This window comes from Xanthobacter sp. (genome assembly GCF_041911315.1).
Lineage (GTDB): Bacteria > Pseudomonadota > Alphaproteobacteria > Rhizobiales > Xanthobacteraceae > Xanthobacter > Xanthobacter aminoxidans.
Genome location: NZ_JAYRPE010000067.1, coordinates 64,950 through 79,797, shown reverse-complemented (window position 1 = coordinate 79,797; position 14,848 = coordinate 64,950). Strand labels below are relative to the sequence as shown.

12 protein-coding genes are annotated in these 14,848 nt (G+C 67.7%); 1 reads left to right on the top strand and 11 read right to left on the bottom strand.

The features are described 5' to 3' along the window. Positions 1-140: 140 nt before the first annotated feature. From ACE3QW_RS19655 to ACE3QW_RS19610, 10 genes are all read right to left on the bottom strand, one after another. A complete protein-coding gene (locus tag ACE3QW_RS19655) occupies positions 141-1,100 on the bottom strand; it encodes a D-2-hydroxyacid dehydrogenase (protein ID WP_250166818.1) in 960 nt (319 codons plus the stop codon). 31 nt (positions 1,101-1,131) lie between these two features. Beyond that, positions 1,132-3,087 carry a transketolase gene (gene tkt, locus ACE3QW_RS19650; RefSeq protein WP_374253467.1) on the bottom strand — a complete coding sequence of 652 codons (1,956 nt, stop codon included), beginning with the start codon at positions 3,085-3,087 and terminating at the stop codon, positions 1,132-1,134. A gap of 254 nt (positions 3,088-3,341) precedes the next feature. After that, on the bottom strand, positions 3,342-4,949 hold the full coding sequence (locus tag ACE3QW_RS19645) for a GTPase (RefSeq protein WP_374253430.1): 1,608 nt from the start codon (positions 4,947-4,949) through the stop codon (positions 3,342-3,344). Between the two features lie 11 nt (positions 4,950-4,960). Next, positions 4,961-6,241 carry a GTPase gene (locus ACE3QW_RS19640; protein ID WP_374253428.1) on the bottom strand — a complete coding sequence of 427 codons (1,281 nt, stop codon included), beginning with the start codon at positions 6,239-6,241 and terminating at the stop codon, positions 4,961-4,963. Positions 6,242-6,298: 57 nt separating this feature from the next. Continuing rightward, positions 6,299-7,228 carry a catechol 1,2-dioxygenase gene (catA, locus tag ACE3QW_RS19635; protein WP_374253426.1) on the bottom strand — a complete coding sequence of 310 codons (930 nt, stop codon included), beginning with the start codon at positions 7,226-7,228 and terminating at the stop codon, positions 6,299-6,301. 112 nt (positions 7,229-7,340) lie between these two features. Next, positions 7,341-8,675 (bottom strand): MFS transporter, encoded by a 1,335-nt coding sequence (locus ACE3QW_RS19630; protein ID WP_374253424.1) that lies wholly within the window; start codon positions 8,673-8,675, stop codon positions 7,341-7,343. Between the two features lie 55 nt (positions 8,676-8,730). Further along, positions 8,731-9,753: a benzoate 1,2-dioxygenase electron transfer component BenC gene (gene benC, locus ACE3QW_RS19625; protein WP_374253422.1), complete on the bottom strand. Its 1,023-nt coding sequence runs from the start codon at positions 9,751-9,753 to the stop codon at positions 8,731-8,733. Positions 9,754-9,785: 32 nt separating this feature from the next. After that, positions 9,786-10,274, bottom strand: a complete 489-nt coding sequence (gene benB / locus ACE3QW_RS19620) for a benzoate 1,2-dioxygenase small subunit (RefSeq protein ID WP_374253420.1) — start codon at positions 10,272-10,274, stop codon at positions 9,786-9,788. Further along, entirely contained in the window at positions 10,271-11,629 is a 1,359-nt protein-coding gene (locus ACE3QW_RS19615) for a Rieske 2Fe-2S domain-containing protein (protein ID WP_029557564.1), read from the bottom strand. The genes benB and ACE3QW_RS19615 overlap by 4 nt, the downstream gene beginning before the upstream one ends. Positions 11,630-11,732: 103 nt before the next feature. Further along, positions 11,733-12,917 (bottom strand): muconate/chloromuconate family cycloisomerase, encoded by a 1,185-nt coding sequence (locus ACE3QW_RS19610; RefSeq protein WP_374253418.1) that lies wholly within the window; start codon positions 12,915-12,917, stop codon positions 11,733-11,735. 163 nt (positions 12,918-13,080) lie between these two features. On the opposite strand from ACE3QW_RS19610, the gene ACE3QW_RS19605 reads away from it, so the two are divergent. Next, positions 13,081-14,022, top strand: a complete 942-nt coding sequence (locus ACE3QW_RS19605; protein WP_374253416.1) for a LysR family transcriptional regulator — start codon at positions 13,081-13,083, stop codon at positions 14,020-14,022. Between the two features lie 18 nt (positions 14,023-14,040). On the opposite strand, the gene ACE3QW_RS19600 is transcribed toward ACE3QW_RS19605, so the two are convergent. Beyond that, a complete protein-coding gene (locus ACE3QW_RS19600) occupies positions 14,041-14,844 on the bottom strand; it encodes a 1,6-dihydroxycyclohexa-2,4-diene-1-carboxylate dehydrogenase (RefSeq protein ID WP_374253414.1) in 804 nt (267 codons plus the stop codon). Positions 14,845-14,848 lie beyond the last annotated feature (4 nt).

Sequence of the window (14,848 nt, the reverse complement as noted above, 5' to 3'; positions counted from 1 at the left end):
GGTTACAAGCTCCCTAGCCTGAAGGCCCGCCGGTCCGCCGGTGGGCCTTTTTTTGTCCTGTCCGCGCGGGCACAAGAAAACGCCGGCCGGAACGGGTTCCGGCCGGCGCATCGCGCGAGACTGAAACGTTGCGAGCCGCCTCAGTCCGGCGAAACCACGTTGGAGGGGCGGCCGGCCACGAAGTTCTCGATATTGTCGATGAGCTGATCGGCCAGCGCCTGCTGCGCCTCCAGCGAGGCCCAGGCGATGTGCGGGGTGCAGATGACGTTGCGCCGCCGTGCGAGCCGCATGAAGGCGCTGTCGGGGGCGGGGGGCTCCGGCAGGGTGACATCGAGGCCGGCAGCGCTCACCAGCCCCTCGTCGAGGGCGACCTCCAGGTCTTCCTCCACGATCAGCCCGCCGCGCGCGGTGTTAATGATGATCGGCCGGTTCTTCATGCGCCGGAAGGCGGCCATGTCGAGCATGCCGCGCGTCTCGTCGGTGAGCGGGCAGTGCAGGGTGATGGCGTGGGAGGTCTCGATCAGCTCGTCGAGGCTTACAACGCCCGCCGTGCCCGGCTTCGCCATGGGATCGTAGAACACCACGTCCATGCCGAAGGCCCGCGCGATGCCGGCCACCTGCGAGCCCAGCACACCGGCGCCGACGATGCCGAGCCGCCGGCCCGCCAGGTCCACGATGGGATTGGTGAAGAAGCAGAATTGCTGCGCCGCCTGCCACGCGCCCTCCAGCACCTCGGCCCGGTAGGGCACGATGGAGCGGGCGAGGGAGAGCAGCAGCGCGAAGGTGTGCTCCGGCACGGTGGCCTTGGCATAGCCGCGGATGTTCACCGTGGGGATGCCCTGCGCGGCCGCCGCCTTCTTGTCCACGCAATCGGTGCCGGTGGCGGCGATGGCGATAAGCTTGAGGTTGGGCAGCTGGGCCAGCGTGTCGGCCCGCAGATCCACCTTGTTGTTGATGATGATGGTGGCATCCTTCGCCCGTTCGATCACCTCGCCTGCGCTGGTGCGGGCATGTTCCACCCATTCGTGGGGGAAGGACGGGCGGCGGACCTGAACCTCGGGCGCGATGGTGTCGCGGTCGAGAACGACGATCTTGTGCATGGTGTTGTTCTTTCTGATTGTCGCGACGGGCTCAGAGGCGCACGCGGGCGGCCTCGGCGACGGCCTCTGCGGTGATGCCGAAATGCCGATACAACGCATCCGCCGGGCCGGAGGCTCCAAAGCCGGTCATGCCCACGAAGCCGCCGTCCTCGCCGATCCAGCGCTCCCAGCCGAACTTCACCGCCGCTTCCACGGCGACGCGCACCGTGCCTTCGCCCAGCACCGCCTTGCGATAGACGGCATCCTGAGCTTCGAACAGGCTCCAGCAGGGCATGGAGACGACGGCGGTGGGAATGCCCTGCGCCTGGAGCAGGGCACGGGCCTCCACGGCGATCTGCACTTCTGAGCCGGTAGAGATGAGCGTGACGCGGCGCGGGCCACCCTCTGCCTCCTGAAGCACGTAAGCACCGCGGACCGAGCGGTTCTCCGCGCCGCCATCGCGACGCAGGGCCGGCAGGGACTGGCGCGCGAAGATGAGCGCCACCGGGCCGGTGCGGTGCTCCAGCGCGATCTCCCACGCTTCGGCCGCCTCGATGGCGTCGCAGGGGCGCAGCACCGTCATGTTGGGCATGGCCCGCAGCGAGGCGATGATCTCCACCGGCTGGTGGGTCGGCCCGTTCTTGCCGATGCCGATGGAATCGTGGCTGAACACGAACTTCACTGGCAGCCCCATGAGCGCCGCCATGCGCAAGGCGGGCCGCTCATAATCCGAGAAGGGCAGGTAGGTGACGGCGAGCGGGATGATGCCGCCGTGGGCCGCCATGCCGTTGGCCAGCGAGCCCATGGCATGCTCGCGCACGCCGCAATGGATGTAGCGGCCGGCCCGGTCCTTCGCCGTGAAGGCGGAAAGCTGGCGCTTGTGGTTGGTGGGCGCCTCCAGATCCGCACAGGCGGTCATGATGTCGGGCAGCGCCTCATAGAGCGCCGCCGCGATGTCGCCCGACGTGGCGATGGAGAAATCCGCCTTCTCCTCAGCCGCCGCCTTCGCCTTGTAGGCGTGGATGGCCTCGCGCGCGCCTTCACTGAGGATGCCGGACATGGTGCGCTGGAACTCGTCCTGCACCGCATTGCCGGCGGCGGCGAGCCGCTTGCGCCAAGCGGCCCGCGTCTCGGCGCCCGGCTTGCCCGTGGCGCGCCAGTCGGCGCCGATGTCCGCTGGAATGTCGAAGCTGCCGCCGGTCCAGCCGAAGCGCTCCGCCATGGCGGCGCGATCATCCGGGAACAGCTTGCCGGAGTGGCCGCCGCGCTGGCCCTCGAGGCGCGGGATGCCGCGGGCGATGGTCGTCTTGCAGGCGATCATGGAGGGACGGGGATCGGCCTTGGCGGCGCGGATGGCGGTGTCCACGGCCTCGATGTCGTGGCCGTCGATCTCCACCACATGCCAGCCGGCCACGCGGAAGCGCTCGGCCACGTTCTCGGAGATGGACAGCTCGGTGGAGCCATCGTCGGTGATGGCGTTGTCGTCCCAGAAGAAGGTGAGCTTGCCGAGCTTGAGGTGGCCGGCAAGCTGGATCACCTCCTGCCCCACGCCCTCCTGCAGGCAGCCGTCGCCGACGAAGGCCCAGGTGCGGTGATCGATAAGGTCGTCGCCGAAGCGCGCGTTGAGATGGGCTTCGGCGATGGCCATGCCCAGCGCGTTGGCGATGCCCTGTCCGAGCGGGCCGGTGGTGGTCTCGATGCCGGCGGCGGGCTCGTATTCCGGATGGCCGGCGCAGGTTGAGCCAAGTTCACGGAAGCTCTTCACAGCGTCCAGCGAGATGTGGTGATAGCCGGTGAGGTGCAGCAGGGAATAGAGCAGGGTCGAGCCGTGCCCGTTGGAGAGCACCACCCGGTCGCGGTCCGGCCAGGTGGGGTCGGCAGGATCGAACTTGAGGTGACGGCTGTAGAGCACCGTCGCGATCTCGGCCATTCCGAGGGGAACGCCCTGATGTCCTTCGCCCGCCGCGAGAATGGCATCCACCGCAAGGAAGCGGATGGCATGCGCCATGGGCTGGAGCGTTGCCGAAAGGGCGGCTCCATGGTGGGCGGAAATGGCAATATCGCCAGTGGTGGCAGGGGCTTGGGCGCTCAACGGTCGTCTCCTCATCGTGCCTTGGTCTTTTAGGGGCGCGATGATGCCGAAAGCCGCCGAAGGCCGGTAACGCGAAAAACACACCGATTGGTGAAGCTGGTTCATGGATGCGCCCGGCCCGCCGGGCGTTTGCCGGGGCTTGCGTTCATCGCGGATGAATCAAGGCCCACTCAAGCCGGTGCGCGCAGGTCGCTCCTGATGTCGCGAAGGCTCGCCTCGTGGGCGCGAAGGACGGCATCGAGGCGCGCGGCGTCTGCCATTACCTTGCGGAGGCTCGCGGCGCATTCTTCCCGTGCGTGGTCGCCCGCGGCGGCCACCCAATCCCCGATCTCCCGTTCCAGGGCCGCGTGCAGGCGCGTGGCGTCGACGCCGACGGACTGGCGGGTCCCCTCCACCTCGATCACGATCTCCTCGAAGCCGATGTCCGGGGTGGGTGCGAATGGCGCAGGTTGCCCATCGCGGCCGAGCCGATAGTCGCGGAAGTGGGCGTCCCGCGCCTCGCCCCATGCCGATTGCAGCGCCTGCGATACGCTGCGGCGGACGCCAGCTGCATCCCGCTCAGGAGCATGGGCGTCGAGCAGGTCCGGCAGAAGGGGGGCGATGGCGCGCCAAACGTCCTCCTGCATCTGCATCCCCCGTCGGTCGAGCTGGGCTGTCGCGTCGTCCAGCGCGGCATTCAGCTGTTCCAGCGCGGGCCGCAGCAGCGCTTGCAGGCCGCCCAGGACGGTCTCGTCCAGATGGCGCAGCCGCACCTCGGCCGGCTTGCGGCGTCGATAGGCCAGCGCCGGCGAAACGAGGGCCCGCAGGGCGGCATAGAGACGATCCATGCCCGCCGTCGCCATAGCTGCGGGGCTTTCTCCGCCCGCCCGGGCCATATGGACAGAGACAGACAGGGGCGGGCGCAGCAGCGCCATGTCCAGCCCCAACGCCGCGAGCTTGGCGCGCGCACGCTCCGCCACGTCCGCCTCCTGCCCGCAGCGGTCGGCCGTCGTCTTGTTGCGCATGAGCTTCACCAGCGCGCCGTCGATCTCGTCTTCTTCATAGCGGTCGCTGCGGGTGATGACCGGCAGCAGGGGCTTGGCGCGGCGCAATTCGCCGGCAAGCTCCTCCAGTTCCTGCACCTGTCCCGGCGTTGAGGAACTGGTGAGCCACAGCACAGCGTCGGCGCAGTCGACGAAGCGGCGGGTGAGCGCCGCGTGCTCGCCGGTGGCGGAATGGAGGCCGGGCGTATCCAGCAGCACCAGCCGCTGGCCCAGCCGGATGCCCTGGATGCGCGATGTGGTCTCGGTAGCGCCTTCGGTGAAGCGGGCGCACGGCTCCGGGCGTCCGTCGGCATCGAGATGAAAGGAGTTCACTTCCAAGCCGTGGGCCGCGAAGCGGTCGGCCATGAGATTGCAGAGCGAACTCTTGCCCGCATTGAACTTGCCGAACACCAGCAGGACAACGGCCTGATCCAGGCTCCGCGCCAGCGCCTCGGCGGGGCGCAGCGCGTCGCGTTGCCGGGGCCAGTCCGAGATGCAGGCGTCGATCACGGCATTCGCCGCCGCGATGCGGCGGGCGATTTCGCTGTCCTCCCGCAATGCTGCGGTGGAGAGGCGGGCACCGACCAGGCCCGCGCCGAGACTTGAAAGCCAGTCGTCCAGACGTGCGAGCGCGGGTCGAAGATCTTCGAGGCCGAGCGCGACCGCCTCGACCTCGGCCATGAAAAGCTGCTCCTCGGACAGCGCCGCGCGTGTGGCTGGAGCATGGAGCGCCGGCGAGGGGGCGCTGCGGTCCATCGTCTCCGCCGTCATGGCGCGGCGACCGGCGGCAGGGCGGCGCGGGCACGGTCAGTCGCATCCAGTGCGACGGAGGCTTCGTTGATCCTGTCCCGCAGCGCCGCCCGCGATCGCGACAGCTCGAAATAGTGGGCGAAGGCCGCCTGCAGCCGCGCCCGCCCAGCTTCCTCGCAGAACATGCGGCGCAGGTCCGCCCGGAATTTCACCGAGACGCCCATGACCGCCACCATGACCGTGTTGAGGCTGCCGGCGGCGGTCTGCTGCTCCTGCGGCAGGCCGGAGACGCCGTGGCCCGCGAGGAAGCCGTCGAGGCGGATGCACGCCCTCGAATAGGCCACCTGGATACGCGCACGCTCCAGCTTCGCCGCGGTCGTGGCGTAGCGCTCACGGCCGGTGTCCGCCACCAGCGCGAGGTCGGGGCCGGCGCGTGACACGACCTCCTCCATGTCCCAGCCGATCGCCGCAAGCAGGGTCTCAAGCCCGTCATCGAAGGCGCGCCGCTGGGCGATCTGTTGTTGCCGGAGGGACGCCAGCGTCTCGGCCTCGGCGTTCCGGACAGTTTCAAGTTCCGCGCGGATTTCGCCCCGCAACAGGCGCGCCTCATGAGCCCGCGCGGCCGGCACCCGCGCAAGCGCGTCCGCCAGAGCGCGTTCCAGCTCGGGAATCCCGCTGCGCTGAATGAGGAGGGTCTTGGCGTCTTCCAGTCCCCGGCGATGCCGGGTGGAGGAGACGACGTGAAGGCTGGCGCCCGGCACCTGATCCGCGATGGCGGACACCACGCGGCCGAGCGCGTCGTCGTCCTCCATCTGGTCCGCTTGCGTGACCACGATCAGCGTCTCGCGACGGGTGCGGTGGCTGTCGGCGCGCAGGGTTTCGACAAGCGCCCGTTCCGCGGCGTCCAGCTCGCCTTCGCGCGCGGCATGGATGAACAGGCGAATGTCGGAGGCAAGCCAGACGGCCCGGAGCGCGTGCCGGTCGTCTTCCCCGGCCACGTCCGCATCCAGCCCCGGAGCATCGAGCCAGCGCACGCCGGCGTGCCGGCACTCGGCCAGCTGGATGGTCTGGCGCCGGTCGGCCACGGCGAAGGCGTCTCGGCGCATAAGCTCGTTGAGGAGCCGGCTCTTGCCGTGATTGTACTTGCCGATGACGGTAACGACGGGCGCATCCGCCGCCGCCAGTTCGTCGAGGCGCGCGAGGTCGCCGTCCCGATGCGGCAGCACGCGGAGCACGTCGCGCCACCGCGCCGGGCAGGCGTTTGTCGGCGGCTGTCGAAGAGAGGCGTCCTCGGGCATTCGTGGCTTCCCGTGCGTCTCCGGCGGCAGCATTCGCGCTGCCGCCGGTTCTTTCGCTCAGGCCGCGGCGCGGGCGCGCTCGACGATCTGGTTGTCCTTGCCGGCGACCTTCGGGGTGAGTTCGATGTTGAACTCGATGTCCCGGTAGGCGTCCTCCTCGAAGCCGACCGCCGCGCCGCCGGTGCGCTCCACCACATGGGGGATGAGACCTTCACGGGTGGCAAAGGCGAAGTCGTCCCAGATCAGCGGGTCGCCCTCGATGTTGAACTGCGTCGTCAGCTTGCGGAAGGCATCCGTGGTGACGAAGAAGTGCACATGAGCCGGGCGGTTACCGTGGCGGTTGAGCTGGTTCAGCAGGGTCTGCGTCGCGCCCGAGGGCGGGCAGCCGTAGGAGGCCGGCATTCGGGTGAGCACCTCATAGCGCCCGTCCCCGCCGGTGCGGATCGCGCCGCGCAGGTTGAATTCGCTTTGCCGGCCCGTGGGGTCGAAATGCGAGTAGAAGCCCTTGGAATCCGAATGCCAGACTTCCACCAGGGCATCCGCCACAGGCGCGCCGTCCGGACCGGTGACGATGCCGTGGATCCGCAGGGGGCCGGCGTCGGCATCGGGATTCTTGTCGAGGCGCGCCTTGCTCTTCTGCTCGGGGGCGCCGGCCACATAGAGCGGCCCCTCGATGGTGCGCGGCGTGCCGCCGGTGATGCCCAGCTCGGCATCCTCGGCGTCGAGGCGCATGTCGATGTAGTGCTCAAGGCCGATGCCGGCCGCCAGCAGCGCCGCCTCGCCCTCCGAGCCGAGCTTGTTGAGGTAGTTGATGCCGAGCCAGACCTCGTCCGGGGTCAGGTCGAAATCCTCGATGGTCTTGAACAAATCGGAGACGATGCGGTGCACCACCTGCTTCGCCCGCTCGTTGCCGCCGGTCCCGTCCAGGTTGGCGATGACCCGCAGGAAGTCCTGCACATCCTTGCCGTTGAAAATCTTCACACCCATCCTTGTGTCCTCCACGTGTCTGGTGGCGAGGGCTTCCGTTCGCCCCTTGCGCCGGTTGATCTTGTTCAGGTGTCGTCATGCCCGATCGATGAGGGGCCGCGGAAGCGGGTCCCTAGGCCGTCGCGACCGCGGTGACCGTCCCGGTGCGGCGCGCGGCGTTCACCGCGAACACCAGCATGGCGAGGGCCGAAAGCGCCGCGGGCACCGCGAAGATCAGGAAGTTCTGTTGCAGCGGCAGCTCCTGGGCCAGCAGCACGCCCCCCAGCGTCGGCCCGACGATGGCGCCGATGCGGCCCACGCCGGACGCCCAGCCGAGGCCGGTGGACCGGATCGACAGGTTGTAGAGCTGCGCCACGCTGGCATAGAGCAGGATCTGCGTGCCGATGGTGGTGGCGCCGGCGATGAAGACCATCACGAACAGCAGCGGCGCCGGAAGGCCGAAGCCGATGAGCGCGATGGACACGGCGGCTGCGGTGAAGAAGCCGACCACCACCCGCGGCAGGCCGAAGCGGTCGCCGAGCCGTCCGCCGAGGATCGCCCCCAGCATACCGCCGAAATTGAGCGAGAAGAGGCTCAGGAGGCTGGCAGTCTCAGCATAGCCGACTTCCTGCAGAACCTTGGGCAGCCAGGACGACAGCAGATAGACCAGCAGCAGGCAGCAGAAGAAGGCGGCCCACAGCATCACGGTGCTCACCGCCCGCTGGTCGCGGAACAGCTCGATGACCGAGGCCGACGCGCTCTTGCTCTCCGTGAACACCAGCCTGTCGGAGGCATCGAGCCGGGCGGAGGGGGCGACCTTCGCCCAGATCGTGCGGGCTTCGGCTTCCTTGCCCTGACGGAGGAGGAAGCCGAGGGATTCCGGCAGCTTCCACAGCACCAGCGGCAGCAGGAGCAGGGGCACGGCGGCGATGAAGAACATGGGCTTCCAGCCGAACTGCGGGATGAGCCCGATGCCGAAGCCGGCGGCCACCATGCCGCCCACCGAATAGCCGGAGAACATCACCGCCACCATGGTGCTGCGCAGGCGCTTGGGCGCATATTCGTTCATCAGCGCGACCGTGTTCGGCATCAGGCCGCCGCAGCCGAGACCGGCGATGAACCGGAAGATGCCGAACTGGGTCGGCGAATTGGCAAAGCCGGCAAGCAGGGTGGACGTGGTGAACAGGAGGAAGCAGATGGCGATACCCTTCTTGCGGCCGATCCTGTCCGCGAGGGGGCCGAAGACGAGGGCGCCGAACATCATGCCGAACAGCGCCCAGGCCTGAAGGGTGCCGGCCTGCGGCTTGCTGAGGCCCCACTCCTTCATCAGCGCGGGCAGCACCGTGCCGGCCACGAAGACGTCATAGCCATCCACCACCAGCAGCAGCCCGCAGAGCGCGGCCACCGTCCATTGGAAGCGCCCGAACGGCGCCTTGTCGATGGCATCCGTGATATCGATGTTTCGCATGTGTTTCCTCCCCGGAGTGCTTTTGCACGTTTGATCTTGTTCGCTGGCACGCGCCCTAGGCGCTTTCCTTCAGCGGTGCGTTGGGCGTGAATTTCTCGTAGTGGAAGCAGTTGGGCGTCACGCCCGTCGCCTCGAAATGCCGGCGTACGGCATCGACCATGGGCGGGGGCCCACACAGATAGACGTCCGGCGCCGCGCGGAGCATGTCGTCGGCCATGTGCTGGGTGACCCATCCCTTGCGCGGATGGGCCGAAGCTTCGTCAGCCACCACGGTGGTGAAGCCGAACCCCGGCAGGCGCGCGGTGTAGGCTTCGAGCGTCTCCACCAGCACGAGATCGAGATCGCGTGTCACGCCGTAGACGAGATGGATCTGCTGCTGCGCGCCGGCGCGGGTGAGCACTTCCAGCATGGAGAGGAAGGGCGCGAGGCCCGTGCCACCGGCGAGGAAGAGCAGCGGCGCGCTTGTATCGCGCAGATAGAAGCTGCCCAGCGGACCGTTGAGCGTGAGCTTGTCGCCAGGCTTCGCCCGCGCCAGCCAGGAGCTCATGAGGCCGCCGGGAATCCTCTTGATGAGGAAGGAGATGCGCGTCTCGCCCGGCGCGGAGGAGAAGGAATAGGCGCGGCTGAGCCCCGTGCCCGGCACGTCGATGTTGACGTATTGCCCCGGCAGGAAGGCGGGCGCCGGGCCGTCCACGTCCAGTTCCAGGACCACCGCGGCGTCGTTGTGCAGGCTCACCTGCGCCACCGTCGCGGCGAATTTCTGAAGCCCCGTCTTGCAGGAGAGCGAGCTGACCGGCACGGCGATGATGCAGTCGCTGGACGGCACCATCTGGCAGGTCAGCACCAGCCCCTGCGCGGCCTCGTCGGCGGTCAGGGCGTCCTCGATATAGTCCTCGCCCAGATCATACGCGCCGCTTTCGGCGCGACACTTGCAGGTTCCGCAGACCCCGTCCGAGCAGTCCATGGGCAGGTTGATCTTGTTGCGGAACGCCGCGTCGAGCACCTTTTCGCCCGCCTTGCAATCGATGATGCGCGTGACGCCATCCTCGAAATTGAGCGCGATGGTATGGCTGGACATGGAACCCTCCCTGGGCCGGATATCGATGCCCGTCAGACGTGATAGACGTCGATGACCTGGCGGATGTAGTCGTTCTTCAGAACGATCTTCTTGGCCGAGATAATGATCTGCCCCTCATCCCCGCGCAGGGTGACGAACATGGTTCCGAAGAACTGGTCCGTGACCTTGTAGCGGTGGCTGAGGGTGTGGAAATTGTACCTGACGTCGACCTCGCCTGGCCGCGTGGCCAGCAGTTCGACATTGGTCACGTTATGGCTCGTGCGCGGCTCCGGCGTGGAGGCGCCGGAGCGTTCGGTCTTGATGCGGAAGATGCGGTCTTCCAGCCCGTCGCGGTCGGGGTAGTAGATCAGTGAGATCTGCGACTGCGGGTCTTCGGTGAGCCGGTCGTCGTCATCCCAGGCGGGCATCCAGTAGGTGACATCGGGCGCGTAACAGGTGAGCCATTCGTCCCAGGCGCGGTCATCCAGCAGGCGCGCCTCGCGATAGAGGAAGGCGCGGGCGGCTTCGAGGGAGATGGTCATGCCGCAACTCCCGTCTCGCGGGGCGATACGGCCTGGCGCATCACCTTCGCCCAGTATTCGTGCTGGCGCACGAACAGCCCTTCGTCCTCGCTGCGTTCGCCGGACAGGAGCGGGCGAATGCCCAGGCGCAGTGCGTTCTCGTCGGGACCTTCGATCCACAGGGGCGCGCCGCGCGACAGGTCGTTCCACAGCGCGGAGATGCCGGCATAGCCGACCTGGCAGGCGCGGAACTCCTCAAGGTCGTCCGACGTGCCCATGCCGGAGACGTTGAAAAAGTCCTCGTACTGGCGGATGCGCAGCGCCCGGTCCTCGGCGCTTTCGCCCTTGGGGGCGAAGCAGAAGATGCTGATCTCCGTCTTGTCCACGCTGATGGGCCGCGCGACGCGGATCTGCGTGCTGAACTGGTCCATCAGGAACACGTTGGGATAGAGGCAGAGATTGCGCGTCTGGTTGACGATGAGGTCCGCCCGCTCCTGGCCGACACGGGCGGCGATCTCTTCCCGGTGGCCATAGACCGGGCGCACCTCGGGGTTCATCGTGTTGGTCCACAGCAGGATGTGGCCATTGTCGAAGCCGTAGACGCCGGCGACGGACCGGCTCCAGCCGTTGGCGTCGACCGCCTTGGTGCCTTCCACCTTGCGCCGGCCCATGGTCGCCGCATAGTTCCAGTGAACGGAGCTGACGTGATAGCCGTCGCAGCCGTTCTCCATCTGGAGCTTCCAGTTGCCGTCATAGATGTAGGACGAGTTTCCCCGCAGCACTTCAAGGCCGTTCGGCGCCTGGTCCACGATCAGGTCGATGATGGCCTTGGTCTCACCGAGATAATCGGCAAGGGGGGCCACATCTTCCTTCAGGCTGCCGAACAGGAAGCCGCGGTAGCTCTCGAAACGCGGCACGCGCTTCAGATCGTGGGAGCCGTTCTTGGCGAACTGGGGCGGATACTGGGTGGTCTTCTCGTCCTTCACCTTGAGCAGCTTGCCGGTGTTGGAGAAGGTCCAGCCGTGGAAGGGGCAGGTGAAGCTGCCCTTGTTGCCATGCTTGCGCCGGCACAGGAGCGCACCGCGATGGGCGCAGGCATTGATGACGGCGTGGAGTTCGCCCGCCTTGTCCCGCGTCACCACCACCGGCTGGCGGCCGATGGAGGTGGTGTAGTAATCATTGTTCTCGGGGATCTGGCTCTCATGGGCCAGATACACCCAGTTGCTCTCGAAGATATGCTTCATCTCCAGCTCGAAGAGCTCTTCGTTGGTGAAGATGTCGCGGCGGCAGCGGAAGACGCCGGCCTCCTTGTCGTCCTGCACCGCGGTCGCGAGCAGGAGATCGAGATCAGGGGTCCTTTCGGCAGTCGCTGGCATGGCTATCCTCCCTCGAGATGCTGCGCTTCGTCGGCGGCGGGGCGGAATTCGCCCCGGGTCGGCTGCGCGTTCGTGCAAATTGTTGAACTGGGTGCGGCGCGCCCTACACGGCGACGCTCGTGGTCTTGCGGGGCCTGCCCCGGGTGAAGAAGTCCACGCGATCCTCATCGAGCGCGATCCCGAGGCCCGGCCCGGCAGGCACGGTCAGCTCGAAATCGGCATAGGTGAGGGGGGGGGCGAGAATTTCCTCGGTCAGCAGCAGCGGCCCGAACAGCTCGGTGCCCCACTGGAGGTTGACGAACGTGGAGAACAGCTGGGCCGAGGCGATGGTGCCCACCGCGCCTTCCAGCATGGTGCCGCCATAAAGGCCGATGCCTGCCGCATCGGCGATGGCGGCCACGCGCTGGGCCTGGAACAGGCCGCCGCTCTGCTCGATCTTGATGGCGAACACGTCGGCACCGGCGTTTTTCGCGATCTCGAAGGCGCTCTCCGGCCCCTGCAGCGACTCGTCCGCCATCAGCGCCACCGGGAAGCGGCGCACCAGCCGCGCCAGTCCGGCGGCCGTGGCGACGGGCTGCTCGACCAGCTCGCAGCCGGCATCGGCGAGGGCGGCCATGCCGTAGGCCGCCTCGGTCTCGCTCCAGGCCATGTTGACGTCCACCCGCACCGCGCCGCGGTCTCCGAGTGCGCGCTTGATGGTCGCGACATGGGCGACGTCGGCCGCCGGCGTCCGCGCGCCGATCTTCAGCTTGAAGATGCGGTGGCGCCGCAGCTCCAGCATCTTCTCGGCCTCGGCGATGTCCTTGGCGGTATCGCCTGATGCGAGGGTCCAGGCCACCGGCAGGCGGGAGCGCAGGCGGCCGCCCAGGAGTTCACTCACCGGCTGGCCCAGCCGCTTGCCCTGCGCGTCGAGAAGGGCGGTCTCCACGGCGCTCTTCGCGAAGCGGTTGTCCTTCACCATCTTGCCGATGCGCAACATCAGCGCGCGCACGGCGGTGGGGTCCTGGCCCACCATCAGGGGCGCAAAATAGGTATCGACCGCGAGCTTCATGCTCTCCGGGCTCTCACCGCCATAGGCGAGGCCGCCGATGGTGGTTCCCTCGCCGATGCCCACCACCCCGTCGCTGCACAGAACGCGCACCAGCATCAGCGTCTGGCCGTTCATGGTCGCGACCGAGAGCTTGTGCGGCCGGATGGTCGGAAGGTCGATCAGCGCCGTCTCCACCCGCTCGATGACGGCGCGGGCGGGAGCAGAGGTCGGGATGGGATGTGCAAAGGTCGCGTTCATGGCGACACCTTGCGGACGACGGGCGCCGCCGTCCAAAACCTTTTGTGTTTACAATTATACTCAGGGGGTATTATGTCGGAAAAAATGTAATGGAACGGCAGCTTGCCGCGCCGCAACATACCGCAAATGACCATAAAAATTGTGCCCGCGGAGGGGGCGTGGGATGGATCTTCGCCAGCTTCGGTATTTCGTTGGGGTTGCGCGGGAGCGCAATTTCACCCGCGCCGCCGAGCAGCTCAACATCGCCCAGCCGCCCTTGAGCCGTCAGATCCAGGCGCTGGAGGACGAACTGGGCGTCGCCCTCCTCATCCGCAACAGCCGTCCGGTGCGGCTGACGGAGGCGGGCCGGCTGTTCTACGAGCAGGCCTTGCAGGTGCTGGGGCGGGTCGAACAGATGCGTGCGGCGACGCGGCGCGTGGGGCTGAACCAGAACAGCGTGCTGTCCATCGGCTTCGTGGCGTCGACCCTCTATGGCGGGCTGCCCTCGCTGGTGCGCAAGCTGCGCCACCGGACGCCGGATATCGAAATCCAGGTGCTGGAGATGATGTCCGTGCAGCAGATACCGGCCCTGAAGGAAGGGCGCATCGACATCGGCTTCGGGCGCCTGCACCATAGCGATTCCGGTGTGGTGGAGATCGTTCTGCGCGAGGAGCGCCTGACCGTCGCCATCCCCAAGGATACGCCGCTGGCCCAGGACAGCGCGCCCCTGCCCATCAGTGCGCTGACCGGCCAGAAGCTCATCGTCTATCCGAAAGAGCCGCGCCCGGGCTATGCCGACCAGGTGCTCAATTTGCTGCACGGGCACGATGTCCGGCCGGCGGAGGTGCAGGAGGTGCGCGAAATCCAGACTGCGCTCGGCCTCGTCGCAGCCGAAACCGGTCTGTGCGTCATCCCCTCATCGGCGCGGCAGATGCGCAGCGACGTGCATTACCGTCTGCTCGAGGGGGAGCGCGCCACGTCTCCCGTGATCCTTTATCACCGGGTGGGCGATACCTCGCCCTACATCGATCTGGTGAAGGAGGTCATCAAGGAGATGTATGCGGAAAATCCGCCCTGGCTCAGCGCCGAGCACAATCTGCCGACGCGGCCGTCCTTCGCCGAATAGGCTCGGGCCTGCTGCCTGTCAGCCCTGGTCGCCGCCGCCCGCGGGCAGCACGGTCCCGGTAATGTAGGAGGCCTCGTCGGAGGCGAGGAACAGGATCGCGGCGGCGATCTCCTGAAGCTCGCCATAGCGGCCGAGATGGGTCGCGCGCAGGGTCTGGTCCACCACCTCCTGCATCCACGCCTTGTCCTGATCGGAGATGGGATCGGTGCCGCGCGGCACGCGGCGCGGCGGTGCCGAAACCCCGCCCGGCGCGACCGCGTTCACACGGATGCCCGTGCCCGCGAGTTCGAACGAAAGGGAGGCGGTGAGGGCATTCACGCCGCCCTTGGCCGCCGAATAGGGAATGCGGTTGATGCCCTTGGTGGCGATGGACGACACGTTCACGATCGCCCCGCGCCCCTCGCGCAGCATGTAGGGCAAAGCGGTGCGGCAGCCCCACAGGGTGGGAAACAGGGAGCGGCTGATCTCCGCCGTGATCTGGCGTTCGTCGAATTCCTGGAACGGCCGCATCCAGATGGCGCCGCCCACATTCGTCACCAGCACGTCGATCTTGCCGAACGCGGCATCGGCCTGCGCCATCACCCGGTCGTTGCCGGCGTAGGTCTCAAGATCCTCCACCATCGCCACGGCGCGGCCCGCGCCATGGGCTGCCTCGATCTCGGCGGCCACCTCGGCGACGATGGGCGAACGGTCCACCACCAGCACGCGGCCTCCTTCGGCGGCGGCGTCCAGCGCGACCTGCTTGCCGACACCCTGGGCTGCGCCGGTGACGACAAGGCTCTTGCCTGCGAAGCGTTGAGGGCGGGTGGTCTGGTCCGACACGGGT